The sequence below is a fragment of the Nostoc sp. ChiQUE01b genome (assembly GCF_034531255.1).
Classification (GTDB): domain Bacteria; phylum Cyanobacteriota; class Cyanobacteriia; order Cyanobacteriales; family Nostocaceae; genus Nostoc.
The window spans coordinates 49,316-66,538 of sequence record NZ_JAVRBM010000049.1; the positions used below are offsets into that span (position 1 = coordinate 49,316).

The 17,223-nt window shown below is 41.7% G+C and carries 16 protein-coding genes and 1 pseudogene; 5 read left to right on the forward strand and 12 right to left on the reverse strand.

All coding sequences use genetic code 11. From position 1 onward, the window contains the following. The 5 genes from RMY63_RS26825 to RMY63_RS26845 form a co-directional block, all read right to left on the reverse strand. Positions 1-2,741, reverse strand: a 2,741-nt coding sequence (locus RMY63_RS26825; protein ID WP_322731627.1) for an Hpt domain-containing protein, incomplete at its 3' end; no start/stop codon positions are given. A gap of 116 nt (positions 2,742-2,857) precedes the next feature. Then, positions 2,858-5,782, reverse strand: coding sequence for a methyl-accepting chemotaxis protein (locus tag RMY63_RS26830; RefSeq protein WP_322731613.1), 2,925 nt, complete (start codon positions 5,780-5,782; stop codon positions 2,858-2,860). A 14-nt stretch (positions 5,783-5,796) separates the two neighbouring features. Further along, positions 5,797-6,327, reverse strand: a complete 531-nt coding sequence (locus RMY63_RS26835) for a chemotaxis protein CheW (RefSeq protein ID WP_322731614.1) — start codon at positions 6,325-6,327, stop codon at positions 5,797-5,799. A 13-nt stretch (positions 6,328-6,340) separates the two neighbouring features. After that, complete coding sequence (locus RMY63_RS26840; protein ID WP_069073698.1) at positions 6,341-6,706, reverse strand: response regulator transcription factor; 366 nt, start codon at positions 6,704-6,706, stop codon at positions 6,341-6,343. Positions 6,707-7,031: 325 nt separating this feature from the next. Further along, positions 7,032-8,210, reverse strand: coding sequence for a response regulator (locus RMY63_RS26845; protein WP_322731615.1), 1,179 nt, complete (start codon positions 8,208-8,210; stop codon positions 7,032-7,034). 384 nt (positions 8,211-8,594) lie between these two features. Between RMY63_RS26845 and hmpF the strand changes: the two genes are divergently transcribed. Next, entirely contained in the window at positions 8,595-10,358 is a 1,764-nt protein-coding gene (gene hmpF / locus RMY63_RS26850) for a pilus motility taxis protein HmpF (protein WP_322731616.1), read from the forward strand. Between the two features lie 105 nt (positions 10,359-10,463). Here hmpF and RMY63_RS26855 read toward each other — a convergent pair whose 3' ends face one another. Continuing rightward, positions 10,464-10,634 carry a hypothetical protein gene (locus tag RMY63_RS26855; protein ID WP_322731617.1) on the reverse strand — a complete coding sequence of 57 codons (171 nt, stop codon included), beginning with the start codon at positions 10,632-10,634 and terminating at the stop codon, positions 10,464-10,466. A gap of 73 nt (positions 10,635-10,707) precedes the next feature. On the opposite strand from RMY63_RS26855, the gene RMY63_RS41910 reads away from it, so the two are divergent. Continuing rightward, positions 10,708-10,944, forward strand: coding sequence for a hypothetical protein (locus RMY63_RS41910; RefSeq protein WP_416212553.1), 237 nt, complete (start codon positions 10,708-10,710; stop codon positions 10,942-10,944). Here the strand turns inward: RMY63_RS41910 and RMY63_RS26860 are convergent. Genes RMY63_RS26860 through tilS form a run of 3 tightly spaced genes read right to left on the reverse strand, consistent with a single transcriptional unit; the run spans position 10,934 to position 12,710 of the window. Then, entirely contained in the window at positions 10,934-11,335 is a 402-nt protein-coding gene (locus tag RMY63_RS26860; RefSeq protein WP_322731618.1) for a hypothetical protein, read from the reverse strand. The two genes, RMY63_RS41910 and RMY63_RS26860, sit on opposite strands and share 11 nt — an antisense overlap. Next, positions 11,319-11,618, reverse strand: a complete 300-nt coding sequence (locus RMY63_RS26865) for a type II toxin-antitoxin system HigB family toxin (protein WP_322731619.1) — start codon at positions 11,616-11,618, stop codon at positions 11,319-11,321. The genes RMY63_RS26860 and RMY63_RS26865 overlap by 17 nt, the downstream gene beginning before the upstream one ends. A 30-nt stretch (positions 11,619-11,648) precedes the next feature. Beyond that, complete coding sequence (gene tilS, locus RMY63_RS26870; RefSeq protein WP_322731620.1) at positions 11,649-12,710, reverse strand: tRNA lysidine(34) synthetase TilS; 1,062 nt, start codon at positions 12,708-12,710, stop codon at positions 11,649-11,651. 386 nt (positions 12,711-13,096) lie between these two features. On the opposite strand from tilS, the gene RMY63_RS26875 reads away from it, so the two are divergent. Then, a complete protein-coding gene (locus tag RMY63_RS26875) occupies positions 13,097-13,423 on the forward strand; it encodes a hypothetical protein (protein WP_322731621.1) in 327 nt (108 codons plus the stop codon). A 1-nt stretch (position 13,424) separates the two neighbouring features. Then, entirely contained in the window at positions 13,425-15,869 is a 2,445-nt protein-coding gene (locus tag RMY63_RS26880; RefSeq protein ID WP_322731622.1) for a tetratricopeptide repeat protein, read from the forward strand. A gap of 159 nt (positions 15,870-16,028) precedes the next feature. Here RMY63_RS26880 and RMY63_RS26885 read toward each other — a convergent pair whose 3' ends face one another. Further along, positions 16,029-16,451 carry a type II toxin-antitoxin system VapC family toxin gene (locus RMY63_RS26885; protein ID WP_322731623.1) on the reverse strand — a complete coding sequence of 141 codons (423 nt, stop codon included), beginning with the start codon at positions 16,449-16,451 and terminating at the stop codon, positions 16,029-16,031. Continuing rightward, positions 16,448-16,726 carry a DUF2281 domain-containing protein gene (locus RMY63_RS26890; protein ID WP_322731624.1) on the reverse strand — a complete coding sequence of 93 codons (279 nt, stop codon included), beginning with the start codon at positions 16,724-16,726 and terminating at the stop codon, positions 16,448-16,450. The genes RMY63_RS26885 and RMY63_RS26890 overlap by 4 nt, the downstream gene beginning before the upstream one ends. Before the next feature lie 74 nt (positions 16,727-16,800). On the opposite strand from RMY63_RS26890, the gene RMY63_RS26895 reads away from it, so the two are divergent. Further along, on the forward strand, positions 16,801-16,959 hold the full coding sequence (locus RMY63_RS26895) for a tetratricopeptide repeat protein (RefSeq protein WP_322731625.1): 159 nt from the start codon (positions 16,801-16,803) through the stop codon (positions 16,957-16,959). Between the two features lie 82 nt (positions 16,960-17,041). Here RMY63_RS26895 and RMY63_RS26900 read toward each other — a convergent pair. After that, a pseudogene (locus tag RMY63_RS26900) lies at positions 17,042-17,223 on the reverse strand (hypothetical protein); the annotation flags it as partial.

A 17,223-nucleotide genomic window follows, 5' to 3' on the forward strand; every position in this document is an offset into this window, starting at 1 on the left:
GTCAATTCATTTGTTGCGACATCTTCAAACAGCAGTTGGGGATTTTCATCGAAAGAACCGAACAAATTACCTGGCTGTGCTTCGGGTAATGCTGAATCTGAAGTTTCCCCAAAACTGACGGTTTCTGATAGTTCATCCACAGTATTTTCTGTGGTTTCCATCTGAATATAGGTCAATTCATTTGTTGCGACATCTTCAAACAGCAGTTGGGGATTTTCATCGAAAGTGCCTAATGAATTAGCTTCCAGATCAACAGCAGATATATCTGGGGTCTGATTAGTAAATTCTGGAACAAAATCTAAAGATTCTGGTTGTTGTGGTCTGAGAATTTCTTCCCCCGGATGCTGGGCTAACAAAGGCATTTCCGGCGTGGAGGTATCGTTGATTATAGGAGAAATAGTTAAGCTACTTGATGTTAATTCATCAAATAAATTATCTCCAGAATCTGATGATAATATCAAATCTAGCTGTTCTTGATGCTGGAAATTGATCTCAAAATCTTCTTCTATATCAAAACTGGCTATAGGAGAAGGTATAGACTGCTGATTATCAGCAAAAATGTCATCAGCCGCTGCATTAAACAAACTTTCATCTAAAGCCTTTTCCACATTCTGCTCAATTAAGGAATCGAATTCGTCCTTTTCCTCTGTGGTTTCCTGGTTCCAGAAGTCGCTCAGATCATTTTCTGATTGAGAAAACTCAGGTTCTGTTACTGGAGGTGTATCAAATAAATCACTGATTTCTGGTTCACTTGTCGATAGTTGTGGCTGTTCTTCCATTTCAGCAAACAAGTTGTCCAAAGACAAGTCTGTTGGCTGAGGTAATTCTATGTAGTCACTAGGGGTAATTTCTTCTACCCAATTTGCATTTTTAGTTTCTAAGAATAAGTTATCAAAATTGTTTTGTTGGTTGGTAGTTAGTTCCACACTGGTGAACGACTCAGTTTCTGGTTGAGTGACTTTGCTTGTTGGCAATAGTTCATCATCATCTAACCCCAGTGTCAAGAAATCTTCGAGTTCACTATTTTGGACAATTTCGCTAATAGTCTGGTTTGTATCACTAGGAATATCAATAAATTCTTGTAAAATTTCGGCAGAAGATGAGTCTAAATTTATCTCAAATTCGTTAATATCGCTCAACTCTAGAGGCGTAGCAGATATTTGTTGATTTTGCAGTTCTGAATTATCTTTTTCTAGGAAATTGTCGCCAAACAACAGAGATAAATCTTCTGTTGTAGCTGTGCTTGTTGGGTGCAACGCATTGCTTATATCTTCATTAAAGGAGAGTAAGTCAGATAAATCGTTATGAGCCTCGTCAGCCTCAGTGCTGCTCAAATCAATTCCAAAGTCATCGATAGCAACAATATCTAAGGTTTCTTCTTGATGCCAACTTTCATCTAGTTCGGGAGTTTCACCCTCAAATAAATCAGCAAGGGTATTTAACTCAGCTATTCCTACTTCTGGCCCATTGGGATCAAGATTGTTACTGATTGGATGTGCTTCGTCATGTGTGGTGAAAGTAAGACTAGTGTTTCTACTTTCGTTTTGTGGTGTTTCTTGTAACTGAAGGAAGGGGCGTTCGTCGGAGACGTTGGCGTAGCTAGACGCTCCTGGACTCGCTAACGCTGCGCTATCGCTACTATCTTTGTCTAGATTCAGTTCTTCAGTTGTCTGGGCTAACGGCTTGGTGTTACTAAATAGAATTGGCTCTGATTCTGTGAAAGTCGCAGACTGTTCATCAAATAAACCAGGGGTAATTTCTAATAACTTAATTTCTGCAAAGCTCAAAAGTGCTTCTAGTTGCTGACTAATTGCAATTTCGGCTTCTTTACCTTGCAGGACTAATTCTTGAGCTTGTTTGATTTCAGTAATGACAATTTTAGCTAAAGTCAGATAAGTATTTTCAGGATTACCGATCGCACTGGCTGCTGCTTGACATAAACCACACCATTTGGGCAAATTCCAAGTTTCACCAAGTTTGACTAACTGGTGACAGCATTGCTGGAGATTTTGCCGAGTTGCAGGTGTTGTAGTTTGCTTAAATAATTGCAACATTTCCCGCAGTGTTTGCAGCACTTGGGCTTGAAACTCGCTCCAGTTATTATTTTCTTTCGCAGTGACTGGCGCTAGCGCAGCGTTAGCGAGTCCGCGAGCGTCTAGCGCCTCGTGGGGTGCTACCGAGTCTGGAGATTCCTGATGGCTGTCTTCTGCCAAACTGGGAATATCTCGCCGCATGAAAATTTCTGTAAGTGTGGAGACATTCTCTGTAGAGGTTGTAAGTTCTGTTGCCTCACAACTGCTGGCTACTCCACTCTTTCCTTGTTCTACAAGTAGTTCCAGATGCTGATACAGCCATTGAAAAACTGGCTCAGTTTCTGACATCAAAGTATTAGCTGCATCTTCAGAAAGACCATAAGGCCCACTCAAATGCTCTAACAGCGATTTTAGGGTATCAGAGACACCAAGAAATAAAGACTCTAACTTTTGGTCAATCTGAACCGGATTATCTTTGAGAATTTTGAAACAATCTTCCAAACGGTGGGAGGTATGCTGAATGCTAGTCAATCCAAGCATCGCCGCTCCTCCTTTGATGGAGTGAGCCGCCCGGAAGACTTCACTGATCATTTCCGGGTCGTTCAGGGTACCCTCTAAATTCAGTAAGCCCTGCTCAATGGTATTCAGGTGATCCCTGGCTTCTTCGATAAAGTAACCCAAAATCCGCTGTTGTTGTTCCGGCAGCATAGCAAAAGTTATGAGTTATGAGTTATGAGTTATGAATTATGAGTTATGAGTTATGAGTTGTGAGTTGTGAGTTGTGATTTTTATTTCTAACTCCTCACTCCTAACTCCTAACTTTTTTATCTGGTTTCCATAGTTTCCACTCGGAAACGTTCAACGGAGGCGATCAAGTCACGGGATACACCTACTAAGTGTTGTAGAGCACCTGAAACTCGCTGTGCTTCTTGGGAAGTTTCTTGCGCAGTCAGTTCTACTGATTGCATTACATGAGCGACGGCGCGGGAGGTTTCCGTTTGTTCCACAGTGTCGCTGGTAATAGAGCGCACAAGAATATCGATGCGATTCGCCACTTGAATAATGTTTTCGAGCGATCGCTTGGCATCTTCTGCCAATTTTGTCCCTTTAATTACTTGTTGTGTGCCTTCTTCCATCGCGGTCATTACAGAGCCTGTTTCGCTTTGGATTTGCATCACAATTTGTTCAATTTCTTTGAGGGATTTGGCAGATTTATCTGCTAGCTGACGTACTTCATCTGCGACGATCGCAAACCCGCGTCCTGCTTCTCCGGCTCTTGCCGCCTCAATACTAGCATTGAGCGCTAACAAGTTTGTTCTGGAAGCAATTTGAGAAATCAACGCCACAATTTTAGAAATTTCTTGGGAAGATTCCGCCAACCGCTTCACTTTGCGAGTGGTTTCGGCAACGGTTTCTCGAATTTCTAAAATCCCTGCCACGGTATTTTCTACTGCTTCGCCACCTTTCAAGGCGATCGTACTAGCATCACGAGCAACGGTTTCGGCTTCCCGTGCCGCCTCTGCTACCCGTTGAATCGAGTCGGTCATCACCTGTACAGAATTCAGCGTCACCGCTAACTCTTCTGCTTGCCGCAAAGCATCACTAGATAAAGCTCTCGCAAAGGTTTCGGAGTTGGTTGCACCTTTTGTCACATCCTTCGCCGCCATTTTTACCTGTTGGACAATATCCCGCAGGTTTTGAATTGTTAAATTAAAGGCGTCGGCTACAGCTCCCAGTACGTCGGCTGTCACTTCCGCTTGGACTGTTAAATCGCCTCTAGCAGCTCCTTCCACGTCATCCAAGAGCCGAATCACCTGACGTTGCAGATTTTCTTTGGCTTCCTCTTGTTCATCGGCTTTGCGTTGGGCTTCACTTGTGGTTGTGAAAATTACTCGCGCCATTTCATTAAAGCCAGTGGCTAAATGCCCCAATTCATCTTCAGAAAACACTGTGGCTTGAGCATTCAAATTTCCTTGACGTACAGCTTCAAACTGAGCTTGGAGGTCATCAGTTGTGCGCCGAATTTGTTTAAGCGCCAGATTCCCCATGAAGCCTGCGGTAGCAAAACCTGCAATCCCTGCTGCTAGTGACATTGCCCAACCTGTGTTTCTTACTGATTCTCGTTGTTGGGGTGGCGAAAATGTGGTAGCGACAAAGCTAACTGTGGCTACAACCAACGCTGAGACAATGCCTACACTTCCAGCAATTAGCCATTGTTTCCGTTCGATGGAAGCATTTTCTAATGGTGCTAACCATCCCTGCTCAATGCTGACGTTGGGTTCTAGTTTCGAGACATCTGTTTGGCTAAAGACTGGAACGGCTTCATGGGAACCAGTCATTGAGAACAGTTCCTCTTCGCGATCGCTAGGAGGTGCATTACTTAAAAAAGCCTCCGCGCTTTGAGGGCGTCCAGTGTCACTAGTTTCTGTTGGAGCAGAATGCATTGCTGCATTACCGAAGTTAGAATCTCCTTCGATCAGGTCAAACCCTGGAATATTGCCTAAATCGTCAAATTCCTCAAAGTCATCTAAAAACTCGATATTGCTCTTAGAATTTTCTCCATTCAGTATATTGCTTGAGTCTTCATAAGAGTTTAAACTCTCTGAGCCAAAGGCAGACTCAAATGCTTCCATATCAAAATTTTCATCGTCATCGAAGCTATTTTTAGCGATGAATTCATCTGATTTAAACTGCTTTTCCTTCCGAGGTAAATTACTATTAAAAGATGCTTCATTATCAGTTAAATTCGGCTGAAAAGCTGATTCCAACGCCACTTGTTTTGGTGTTAACCAGTTATGGGATTCGGTTTGGGACAAGTTATCTTGACTGCCGTATTCCAAGTTATTTGTTGTTGGCGAATCATTTCTCAGTTCTTCTGTAACAATCAGTAAAGTTTCGTCTCCAAAACTGGATTTTTTATATTCTAATTTTCCCATACTCTGCTCTGGAGACTTTGGCTCACTCAACAAATCAGGGAAATTATTCTCTTTATTACCAGTTTGTGAGTTAGAAGATGAAGAGTTATTATTGTCAATAGTTGAATTTTCGTAAGGATAACTTATCCCATTATCTGAGAATTGACTATTTGCTAATGATTCTTCGGAAATATCTTCTGAGATACTTTCCTGCCAAAAAGCAGGCAACTCCAATTCTGTATTCTTCTCCCAGTTTTTATTTGACTCTTGTTCCTGTGATTCTTCATTCATGGCAAAAGGGTCATCACCAAAAGTTATAGAAGAATCTGATATTTTTTCTGTTACAATACTATCTTCTGTGGGCAGATCAAATGGACTTTTTGAAGATGTATCTTCAACGCCATTGATACTTTCTTGATGCTCTACAAAAAAGTTCAAATCAAGGTTATCGCTGTCAAACTCCTCATTAGCGCCCAAATGTTCTAATTCTGGTTCGCTATATGCCAGTACATCAGATATCTCTGAGGAATTTATTTCCTCTTGTCCACTAAATGACTGTAAATATTGATTGATATTTTCAATTCCATTCTTGGCAAAACCAGTAATTTCTTGATCGTTAGTCAAGCTTAATACCTGTTGATATTCTTCTTTTGCTACATCGTACTGCTGTAAAACATAGTAGATGTGACCCCGCAACAAATGGGTATTGGGGTCATCTGGTAAATTTTGCACCACTTGATCGACTAAAGTGGCCGCAACCTCATAATTTCTTTGAACATAGGCGGTCATCGCCTGTTGATATGTTGGCTCGTAATTATCAATACTTGCTGCCATTTCCTCCTCCAATTTCATCCTGCCCACCTAGCACTTCGTACAATTGCCATTTGATCGAGTAGTCGTAGACACTGATTATTTTTAGCACCTAATGACCACTCTCCACGTAAAAAGGGAGCCATTGTATCTGAAACACTAGTTGGTGGCATCAGATTCTGGACATCCAACCAGTCCATACCACCGATTTCCTCTACTGCTAAACCTACTATTGTGTCTTGCTCTTCAATGGCAATCACCGAAATTTCAGCTCTATCCGTGTTTAATGCACCTGCTTCCCCCAGAAATTGACCCAAATCGGCCACCCAAATAACTCGACCTCGTAAATTTAGAGTACCCAAAAGTAAAGGAGAAGCATTAGGAATCGGGGTGATTCTATCAGGACTTAATTCAATTACTTCCCGAATGCCAGTTGCTTGTAGTGCAAACTCCTGATGCGAGGGAATGTAAAACCTCAAATGTAACTCACCTTCAGGACTTTCTACTTGTAATTCTGGTCGGAAATGATCTTGACCACTGCCACTTAAAAAGTCCGGTTTGCTGACCATATTGCTTTTATCCTTATCCTCGCAGCAGTTGTTTGACTGTTCCTACCAACTCAGTTGGTTGAAACGGTTTGGCTATGTAAGCGTCTGCACCCTGCTTCATGCCCCAATAGCGATCAAATTCTTCGCCTTTGGAAGAACACATAACCACTGGGACATTTTGGGTTTTTGGATCGGATTTTAACCGCCGACAAACTTCGTAGCCGTTCATTCGGGGCATGACAATATCTAATACCACTAAATCTGGAGGTGCTATTTGAATTGCCTCTAATGCTTCTAATCCATCACTAGCATGGGTAACTGTTAGGCCAGTTGCTTTCAGGAGGTCTGTAATCATCTCCCTTTGCGCTATACTGTCTTCCACAATCAGAACTGTGCTCATAAGCGTCTATTTACCTCCTGATTTAGACGTTCCTAATTGGAACATTCCCTGATTCCTCCGCAAGTATTAACTGTATAAATTAATTTTATGTTTTCACTATTTTCCCGGAGATTGACGTTTCACTCAGTTAACTGACTCTGTGATAACATCTTTTTACTCATCTTTTAGTAGATCAACAAATCTTTGATCTCTTTATATGCCTCATAGATGAGGGAGATGAGGGAGATGAGGGGACAAGGGGACAAGGAGATAAACAAAACTCCTAACTCCTAACTCAGCACTCAGCACTCAGCACTCAGCACTCCTAACGCTCCATGCTCAATTTTCATTGGTTGTTGATATATTTCTCTACGAGCATCAGTAACTCAGTGTGCGTAAACGGTTTTGTCAAATAATCTGTTGCCCCGACCATCTTAGCTTTGACTCGATCCATAAACCCATCTTTCCCAGTAAGCATGATAATCGGCGTGAGCCGAAATGCTGTTGAATGTCGCAGCATGGCGCAAATCTCGTATCCTTCCAATTCCGACATAGCAATGTCGCATAAAATTAAATCCGGTTTGAGTTGAAAAACCAGACTCAGTGCCTCTAAGGGATTGGTAAGAGCGATCGCTTCATAACCTTGTGGTTGTAAGATGGAATTTATAGTCTCACCGATGGCGATCGCATCGTCAATACATACTATCCGCCTCATCGGTTTTCCCTTCAATTCCCAGCTGTCCGTGGGTGTATTTGGGTAATTAGTATCTGAATATACTAGTTGCAGCCAACTTTGTTGTACATAAGGATATATCGCCTTTGCGACTGTCAAAATGTCTCGGTTGAGATGGCGAGCTAGTTGTCGCAAGGATGTTTTACCATCAGCCCAATGTTGTAGCTTATTCATGGTTGCTTCTGGTAAAGAAGATTGTAGCTGAACTTTGTCAGATAGCACTGGCAATTGTTCTGGAGACTGAATGTGTGGATAGAGTTGCTTCCACTGTTGCAGTTGCTTGGTAATTTTTGTCACAAATGGAGCAATCTCAAAAGTATTTAATTGCGGGGCAAGTGCTGCACCTTGATGGAAAATGAAGTTACCTTGACGTAAACTCAGCAGGTCAAAGAGAGTTTCATGCACCAAACCGTAAATGATACTACCAGCTATCTTTGGGTTGATGATATTCCGCTCCAAGAGTGCCCAAAGATAGGCATACTCTGGCGCGTCGGTTGGTGGTAGGGTGGCAATTTGTTTGTCGGTGAGTCGCATCTCAACTCGATAATGACGTAAATAATCGCTAATTCTGGATAAACTACTCTCGCCCTCTTGGCAATAGATAATCTGACCATTAAGGAAAAAAACGAACCAAGACTGTTGTTTAGGGCGATAAATGTTTGCTCCATCTCCACCCAGTTTGTTGTTATGGTGAGAGCTATAAGCTTCCACCCATAGTTGCCCAGTTCGCTGTCCCAATTCAATCAATTGCAGAATACTGCAAATATCAATTTCATTTAAATTTCCCTGCATTTAGCTAAAAAGTACTCCTTAAGTATTGCTGAATTCGGAATCGTGAATTATGACTTATTCTTTAAGTATTGATTATGGAGTATTGAAAAGATTTTTACTCTATTTTGATTGTCATTAGGGAATACATTAAGCTATAAACCTTTATCTTTCGTAATACACTTTGACAAAGCTAGTGTTAACACGGAAGTCATCATCACTGTCATCAGTACAAAATATAAAGGCGCGACCAGATCGCTTCTATAAGTATCAAGACGTAACATCTTGCGTCTATAGTTTTGTCTGTCTTGTTTTTCTAAACCCTGGTTCAGTGAGACAAGTTAACAGAATTATTTAAGGTATATCTCAAAACACGAACTTTAAGTGCATCAATAAAGGACTAACGGTGTGCTGTATTTAGCAGAAGTACAAAAACAGAAAGGTGGTTTACTCAGTGGCGGTGGCAAAACTGAACTGAAACTGCTAGCTTGTCAGCGAACTGACCAGAATTGGAGTACTGTGTCGGAAGAAGTGATTGCTGCTGAGGACGCAAGTAAATTAAATGATGGCGCCTTGGTACTGGTTGAACTGAATCCGAATCGTCAAGTGCAGCGAATTCAAGAAGCAGGGCGTCCACTCGTCAACATTTTGCAAAATTTTTCCCGCCAGTTGGAGAAATTTAAGCTCAAGGAAGATGAGATCGATCAGTGGAAACAGTCACTAACATTTCAGGCGCAAGAGTTGAATCGCCGTGAAATGGACATGGAGGTACGAGCAGAACAGTTGCAGCAATTGGAGGATGAGGTACAACACCTAGAGGAGCAAAAACAGGAAGTTGACACCTCCCGCCTGGAAATTGAACGATTACAAGCAGAAATTGAGCGCAACCGCCAAGAGTTGGAAGGCGCTTGGGAGCATTTACGAGGTGAGCAGCGTCGCCTAGAAGAACGCCAAGCGGATTTTCAACAAGGGACGGTTTTGGATGAGGAGCAAAGTCGAGTAATGAGTGAGTTACTCGATCGCTTGTCGAGTCGTATTACTCCTACGGAAACAGTTAGAGAACACCTGCATCTAGCCTTTGAATTGGTCGAAAAGCAGCAAGCGACTCTGACCCCGCATTGGCAAAAACTGGAGGAGCAAAAAATTGCGATCGCACAACAGCAAGAAGAAGTTGAGCGTTTATCACAAACTTTTAGCGATCGCCAAAATGCATTGCAAGAAGCGCAAAATTCTTTAGTTCAGCAAACAGCGCAATTGCAAATCAATACAGCAGACCTTACCAGCAAGCAAGAGTATGCTCGACTCGTCAAAGAGCAGTTACGAAGTGCTGAAGAGTTATATCAACAGATGCATTCTTTAGCTGCAACATCTGGTGATGTAGTTCTTGGTAAGCAAGCTGATGTGGAGGCTTTGAATAAAATGCCTTTAGAAGAACTACAAAAGATAGTGCAAGACTTGGAGCATAAGTTAGAAATCGACGCTAGCTTTGTTCACGATCAAGAACAAGAACTGAAATATAAACAAGAAGCTATAGAAGAACTCCAAACGAAATTAAATCACGCATCTGACCATGACCACATCAATTTGGAACTAGAACTAACTGATGAAAAAGACCTTTATCAGATGCTAAATTCCAGTTTAGTGGGACAACGCCGCAATATGCTACAGCACCAGAAGTTTCTCAAGCAACATCAAGCTGTACTGCTACGGCGGCAAGGACATACTGTTACTCAAGAAGAAGAAAGTAACAACAAAATAAATTTAGAACCGATTCTGTTACAAATAGAAACCCAGCGACAACAATATTCACAAGAAATCCAAAAGCTGGAACGTGAAATTGAGCAAATTCGTTCTGGTATTGAGCTAAATCAGGGAATGATTGACAATCAAACTCACGATCTAGATGAAAAGCGCCAAGAACTGAAAGCGATCGAGGAAAATTTGCTATCTTTACGAAGAACAACTGCTGAATACTATGGTCGAGTGAATCTTTATCAAGAAGCACTACAACCAATTCAGGATTCTCTAGATGGATTAAGGCAAAAGTTGCAAGGAATTGGAGAATCTTTGGATCAATTCCAGGAAACTGGTGATTATCAAGTCCAAGCGATCGCTCAGTTGCGTCATACTCTCCAAAGTTTAATGCCTCAGCCAGAATTATTAGCGTCTTAATAAGTTAGGAGTTAAGAGTTAGGAGTTAAGAATTAAAGAAAGTTTTTAACTCAAATCTTAATAACCAAAGAAGTTAGGAGTTAAGAATTAAAGAAAGTTTTTAACTCAAATCTTAATAACCAAAACTGAAAACTTCAAACTCTTAACTCCTAACTCATCACTCCTAACTATTTCAAACAGATCCAACCCACCTTCTACTTGCGCGATCGCACCACCAGGAAATGGATCGGTTTGCGATCGCTCCCTTGTGGCTTCTCTCTTAAACTCAATATCCATGAATGAATAAAGTTATTCTGGAGAGCGGAACGATGTTGGAGAGAACCTAGCCGTCAGATACAGCACACTCCCCATTGAGAAACCAGACTTTCTTCCCACACAAGCGATTACAGACTGGTACGCCAAGATGGAAAACTATGATTACAATAAACTAGGATTTAAAGGAGACACCGGGCATTTTACTCAGGTGGTCTGGAAAAGCAGTACTGAATTAAACTCTGGTAAAGCAATAAGAAGAAGGCAGACCCTAACTTATTTTTTTTGGGCTAAAGCCCAACTACGAACTACGAGCTTAGTTATTATTCCATAAACAAACTAGATTCTACATGAAAAAACTCTCCCAGCTTACGCGCTTGTTCTGTATTTATCTTCTCTTGTCCATTTAAAATATTATCAACCAAATCTTCTGTCCCTAAAACCGCTACTAAATCATCTCTACTTTTCTCAGATTCTTCTAAAAGAAATAACAACATAGACGTAGGATTGTTTTGCTGGCTTGGCTGATAATATTCTTGTTCAAACTTTTCAATTAAAGTAATTAATAACTGATAAAGTTCGTCTTCTTCTGGGGTGCGTTCCCGGTGCATTAAATCTTGTACTATCCCTAAAGCTTGCTTATTTTCAGCTTCACTTTTTATCAGTTTGGGAAGATAAGCTGTTAATAATTCCTTGTATTTATCTGGATTAAAAGTAAGGGTCATTTTTCCAGTTCTCCTTATCATATTCTGCATGGTTGAGGATATATTTAATATAAATTAACTGCCCTTCATAATCTATACTAACAATCAAACGATATTTATTTCCTTTAATATTAAAAACTGTAAAATTACCAACAGCTTCAGCTTTAGGAAAAACCTGCTGTACTTCAACTAAATTTGACCATTTCGCTTTAGTGGCAACCTTATACCAATTGCTTAATACTTCCTGACAATCTGAATGGGTTTCTGCATATTCTCTTAATATTCTGAAACTAATAATGTGCATCGTTCCTGATAATAAAAAGCCTTTAAATAACTATTTAAAACAGATCCAGTCGCCTTCTACTTGAGCGATCGCACCACCAGGAAATGGATCGGTTTGCGATCGGTTTGGCGCTATGATTAAAGCCGTTAATTTTTCGATGTGTTCAAAACTAGGGGCATCAGTCAGTATTTGCTGTAATACCTGACGCATCACCCGACGCTGCAACGCCAGTGGTGCTTTCTGTAATACCCGACGATTTAAGCGTAAGGGGAGTCGGGAGTTGGGAGTCGGGAGTCGGGGAGATGAGGAAAAAGCAGGCGAACTCTTAGCAGGGAGCAGAGGAGAAAAAGGTAATTTTTCATTCTCACCGATACCCCATGCCCCATCCCGCAACTCCTGAGCAGCTTTTTCTAAATATTCCACTTCTGCTTGGAGAAGTTCTGCTGTTTGGGCTAAAGCTGATTCTACTTGGGGGTTGAAATTATCTCGCAAATATGGTAATAATTCTTGGCGAATGCGGTTGCGGGCATATTGCAAATCTTGATTGGTGGAATCTTCCCAAATTGGTAATTTAAACTCTTGACAAAATTGCTCTGTTTGTAAACGAGTAATTTCTAAAAGTGGACGCACTAACATAATGCCCATAGTTAGGGGGCGTTGCCAAGTCAGGGCTTGCAAGCCATCAGCACCAGTACCGCGAATTAAATTGTAGAGGAGAGTTTCGGCGCGATCGCTGGCGGTGTGTCCTGTAACTATATATTGATAATTATTTGCTTGGGCGATCGCACTTAAAGCTTGATAGCGCCAATCGCGTGCAGCAGCTTCACTATTTATCGGCTTGTTCGCTGTTTCTAAATAAAAGGATATACCCCAAGTTTTAGCTAAGTTTTCAACGTGATGAGCATTAGCTTGGGAGTCAGAACGCCAGCGATGATCGCAGTGAGCGATACCTAAATACCATCCCCATTTGGATTGTAAATCTAAAAGTAATTTTATTAAACACAGAGAATCTTGTCCGCCGGAGACAGCGATTAATAAACGCTGGTTGCGCTCAAATAAGTGGCGCGATCGGATTGTGCGATGGATTTTTGCGTGTAGAGGAGTCCATACCATTTCTTCTCATAGTTTTTGGATTTGACTTGCAGCGACTAGAAGTCGGGGCTACACAGACAAAACTCACCTCCGTGGGTTAAAAACCTTTGATTTTCTCTTAGTCCACGTTCGCGTAGCGTTCCGAAGGAAAGGTGGCCTACCCTTCTCCTTCGGAGACGCTACGCGAACGGGAACGCCAAGGGCGAACGTTTGTATAGCCGCGATTTATAATCGCCAGGATTAGGTGCAAGATGTGAGTTTCCAGGTTTGCGTCTGTTGCCTTATTTTAGACAATTGGTACAACACTAAGTAAATAATTTTGCAATCTTCTCTGTATCTGTGCGTGAAGCTTATCACCAATTCAACGCATAATATACAGAATCTTGGATAAATTCGTAGGTGATTTAATGGCAGAAATTCAAATCGGAATCGAAGGTGAAGGCGCACCAGCAGCAGCCGAGGCTTTGCTAGAAATCCCTGGATTATTGGGAAGCTATGAAGTGCCGACGCAAAGAGAGGGAACTTTGGCGGCTATTGCTACTATTATCACCATTGTCGGCGGTGCTGCTGCTTTAGCTGAACAAATTCGCAAATGGTATCAAGAATGGCATAAATCTCATCCAGGAAAGCAATTTGATGTGATAATCCTTGACCCTGATACTGGAAACAGGATTTTACTCGAAGAAGCTACTATAGAGGAAATCACGGAAATCCTCAAATCTATCAGCAAATAAAGTGCAAACTATCCGCATTCAACTTCGGGAAAGTACGCAGGAAACAGTTGAACTCAGGTATTGGCTACCTCAAATAAAGCACTATGAATCACGTCGTCTGAAATTAGCAGAAATCGCTAATTTCCTCAAGCAAGGTGAACGAGATTACTATAAACTGCTGCCCAATTTATCAGGAATCGGGCAGCAGTTATTTTTTTGGTTGGATGGGGATGGACGGTGGTTGAGTCGGGGAATTGCTAACTGTCGCGGTGAGGGGTTGGTAATTGCCATTGATACTGAGCAAAAACTGGCGCATTTACCTTGGGAAGTGCTGCATGATGATGAGGATTTTTTGGTCAAGCGCGTTAATCCAGTGGTGTTACCTCTGCGCTGGATTGAAAAAGAAACGGAAGCGTTTTCTGTGGAAGCACGACAATTGCGAGTATTGTTTATGGCAACCGACCCGGAAGACGTGGAACCGAAGTTAGAGTTTGAACAAGAAGAGGCGAGAATTCTGGCTGATACGCAAGATTTTGCTGTGGATTTGCGGGTGGAAGAAAGCGGTTGCGTCAGCGAGTTGGGTAAGGTGTGGAGTCGCTATTTTAATGACTTTGATGTGTTTCACCTCACAGGACACGCCTCAATTACTCCTCCTGAAGCGGAAAATAACCCCACCCCCAACCCCTCCCCGCTTTTCGAGAGGGGAGCAGATTTAGAGGCGAATACGCCTTACTTTATTACTGAGACGGAAATCGGGGAACGTCACGAAACTACAGCCGCAGAACTTGCCGATGTCTTCCGGTTTAGATTTCCCAAATTGGTGTTTTTGTCTGGGTGTCGGACTGGACAAGCACCAGATAAAGGGGCTGTCCCTTCAATGGCTGAGGCACTAATTGCCCAAGGTGCGAGGGCGGTTTTAAGTTGGGGGCGGCCTGTGGAAGATCGGACAGCCACAGCCGCCGCCGCGCACCTCTACGGCAAATTGGCAGCCGGATATCAATTAGCTGAAGCACTCGCTAGCACTTACCAGCAGTTGTTTAAACAGAATGTGCGTGACTGGCATTTGTTGCGGTTATATATTCAGGGAGAATGTCCCGGTGCGTTGGTGGAAGTGTTGGGAGATTTGCCACTCTCAGCGCTGGAACCTGCTTACGAACAGTTTTTAGATCCCGATACCCAACTGGTGCGGGTGGCGAAACCCTCTGAGTTTGTTGTCCAAGGCAAAGCAGCGACGTTGCACCGTCTGGGAATGATCTACGCCAACAAAGCGGAAGTGGAACAAGCGATCGCACTCTACAATCTGTCTTTGAAAATAACTGAACGCATTGGTGATGTCCAAACCAAAGCGGCGACGTTGCACCAACTGGCAATTCTCTACGCCAACAAAGGGGAAGTGGATGAAGCGATCGCACTTTATAATCAATCTTTGGAAATTAATGAACGCATTGGAAATGTCCAAGGCAAAGCGGCGACGTTGCACCAACTGGGAATGATCTACGCCAATAAAGGGGAAATGGATGAAGCGATCGCACTCTACAATCTGTCTTTGGAAATAAATGAACGCATTGGAAATGTCCAAGGCAAAGCGGTGACGTTGACCAATCTGGGAATAATCTATGCCAACAAAGGAGAAGTGGATAAAGCGATCGCACTTTATAATCAATCTTTGGAAATTAATGAACGCATTGGTAATGTTCAAGGCAAAGCAACGACGTTGCACAATCTAGCAAGTATCTGCGCCAACAAAGGGGAAGTGGAGCAAGCGATCACACTCTACAATCAGTCTTTAGAAATAAATGAACGCATTGGTAATATCCAAACCAAAGCGGCGACGTTGCACCAACTGGCAATTCTCTACGCCAACAAAAGGGAAGTGGATGAAGCGATCGCACTCTACAATCAGTCTTTGGAATTAAAGGAACGCATTGGTAATATCCAAGGCAAAGCGGCGACGTTGCACCAGCTGGCAAGTATCTACGTCAACAAAGGGGAAGTAGATGAAGCGGTCTCACTCTACAATCAGTCTTTGGAATTAAAGGAACGCATTGGAGATGTCCAAGGTAAAGCGGCGACGTTGCACAATCTAGCATGTATTTACGCCGACAAAGGGGAAGTGGAGCAAGCGATCGCACTCTACAATCAGTCTTTGGAAATAAGTGAACGCATTGGAGATGTAAAAACTAAAGCGGCGACGTTGCACAAACTGGGAATTCTCTACGCCAACAAAGGGGAAGTGGATGAAGCGATCGCACTCTATAATCAGTCTTTGGAAATAAATGAACGTATTGGAAATGTCCAAGGCAAAGCAATGACTCTGCGGAGGTTAGGAGATTTGGCAGAACAGCAGGGTGAATACACTAAAGCGATATCCTATTTGCAACCAGCTTTAGAGATTTTGCAAAAGTTAAAATCACCCGATGCTGAACAGGTAAGGGCGATGCTGGAAAGAATACAGAATCATTCGTAATTTACGCAATGTGGAGGGCTTATACCAATTCGTAATTCGTAATTCGTAATTTGTAATTGAGAAAGTCTTACTTCGTCTGGGTTTGGGGGTTTGTATCTGTTTCATTATTTTCGTGTAATGGACTTACGCATTAACAAATTGAATAAACAATGCGGTATCTTAATTAATAAACCAATTTTCTATGTTTATACCATCAAAATCTTGAAAATCTGCTACATTATTCGTTACTAAAATCAAGTTATTTGTAACTGCAACACTCGCAATTTGCCCATCAATAAATCCAGGATTTTTACCAATCTTTGATAATCTAGCTCTTTCCTGAGCATGATATTGTGCAGATTTTAGATCGTAATCAAATAAAGGGATTTCTGCTAAAATTATGTTGTTGATATAATCCTCTATATCTTGACGTTTTTTAGAAATAGGAAGACGGAAACAACCATATAACATTTCATGGATAACTAGGATAGCTGTGGCTGTTTCTTGTCTATATAACCTTAGCTTTTCCATTACCTTCTCGTTGGGATGAGGTCGTTTAGCCTCCGAAAAAATGTTAGTATCTAGTAAATAATTTAGACTCATAAATTAACTTCTCTTCCTGGTGACTTATCCCGTAGATTTTCAAAAGTTTCATCATCAATACTTTCTAAATCAACCCTTTGTCTAAAGTCTTGTAAAGCTGACCAAAAATCAGTAATGTCTTTACTTTGTCTTAAACTTTTTTGATGGTCAGATATAGAAAATGGTTTTTGAGCTAATAATTTATATTTGAGAAATTGAATAAAATCTAAAACTTCTTGCTGTTTATCTGGTGGTAATTCTCGGAATGTTTGTAGAACTGTTTGTTCAATAGTCATAGTTTTACCTCTGCTAGATGAGATATGATTACATTATAAATTTAGTTAAGAAGATGTTTTAAAAAGAGAAAGCAATGACTCTGTGGTGGTTGGGGCATTTGGCAGCACAGCAGGGTGAGTACGCTAAAGCGATATCCTATTTGCAACCAGCTTTAGAGATTTTGCAGCGATTGAAGTCACCGGATGCTGAAAGTGTGAGTGCAAGTCTTGATAGGATAATTCGTAATTCGTAATTCGTAATTCGTAATTACAGGACGGAAAGATTTTTTTTCTCACGCGGAGGCGCAAAGGCGCAGAGAAGAACGCAAGAGTGTTTTATAAATAAATGGAAATTGCTGTAATGAGTCTTTGATATTCACGCGAGAGTCTTTGATATTCGTCGGCGAGTCTTTGATATTCACGCGAGAGTCTTTGATATTCGTCGGCGAGTCTTTGATATTCACGCGAGAGTCTTTGATATTCATCGGCGAGTCTTTGATATTCGCGCGAGAGTCTTT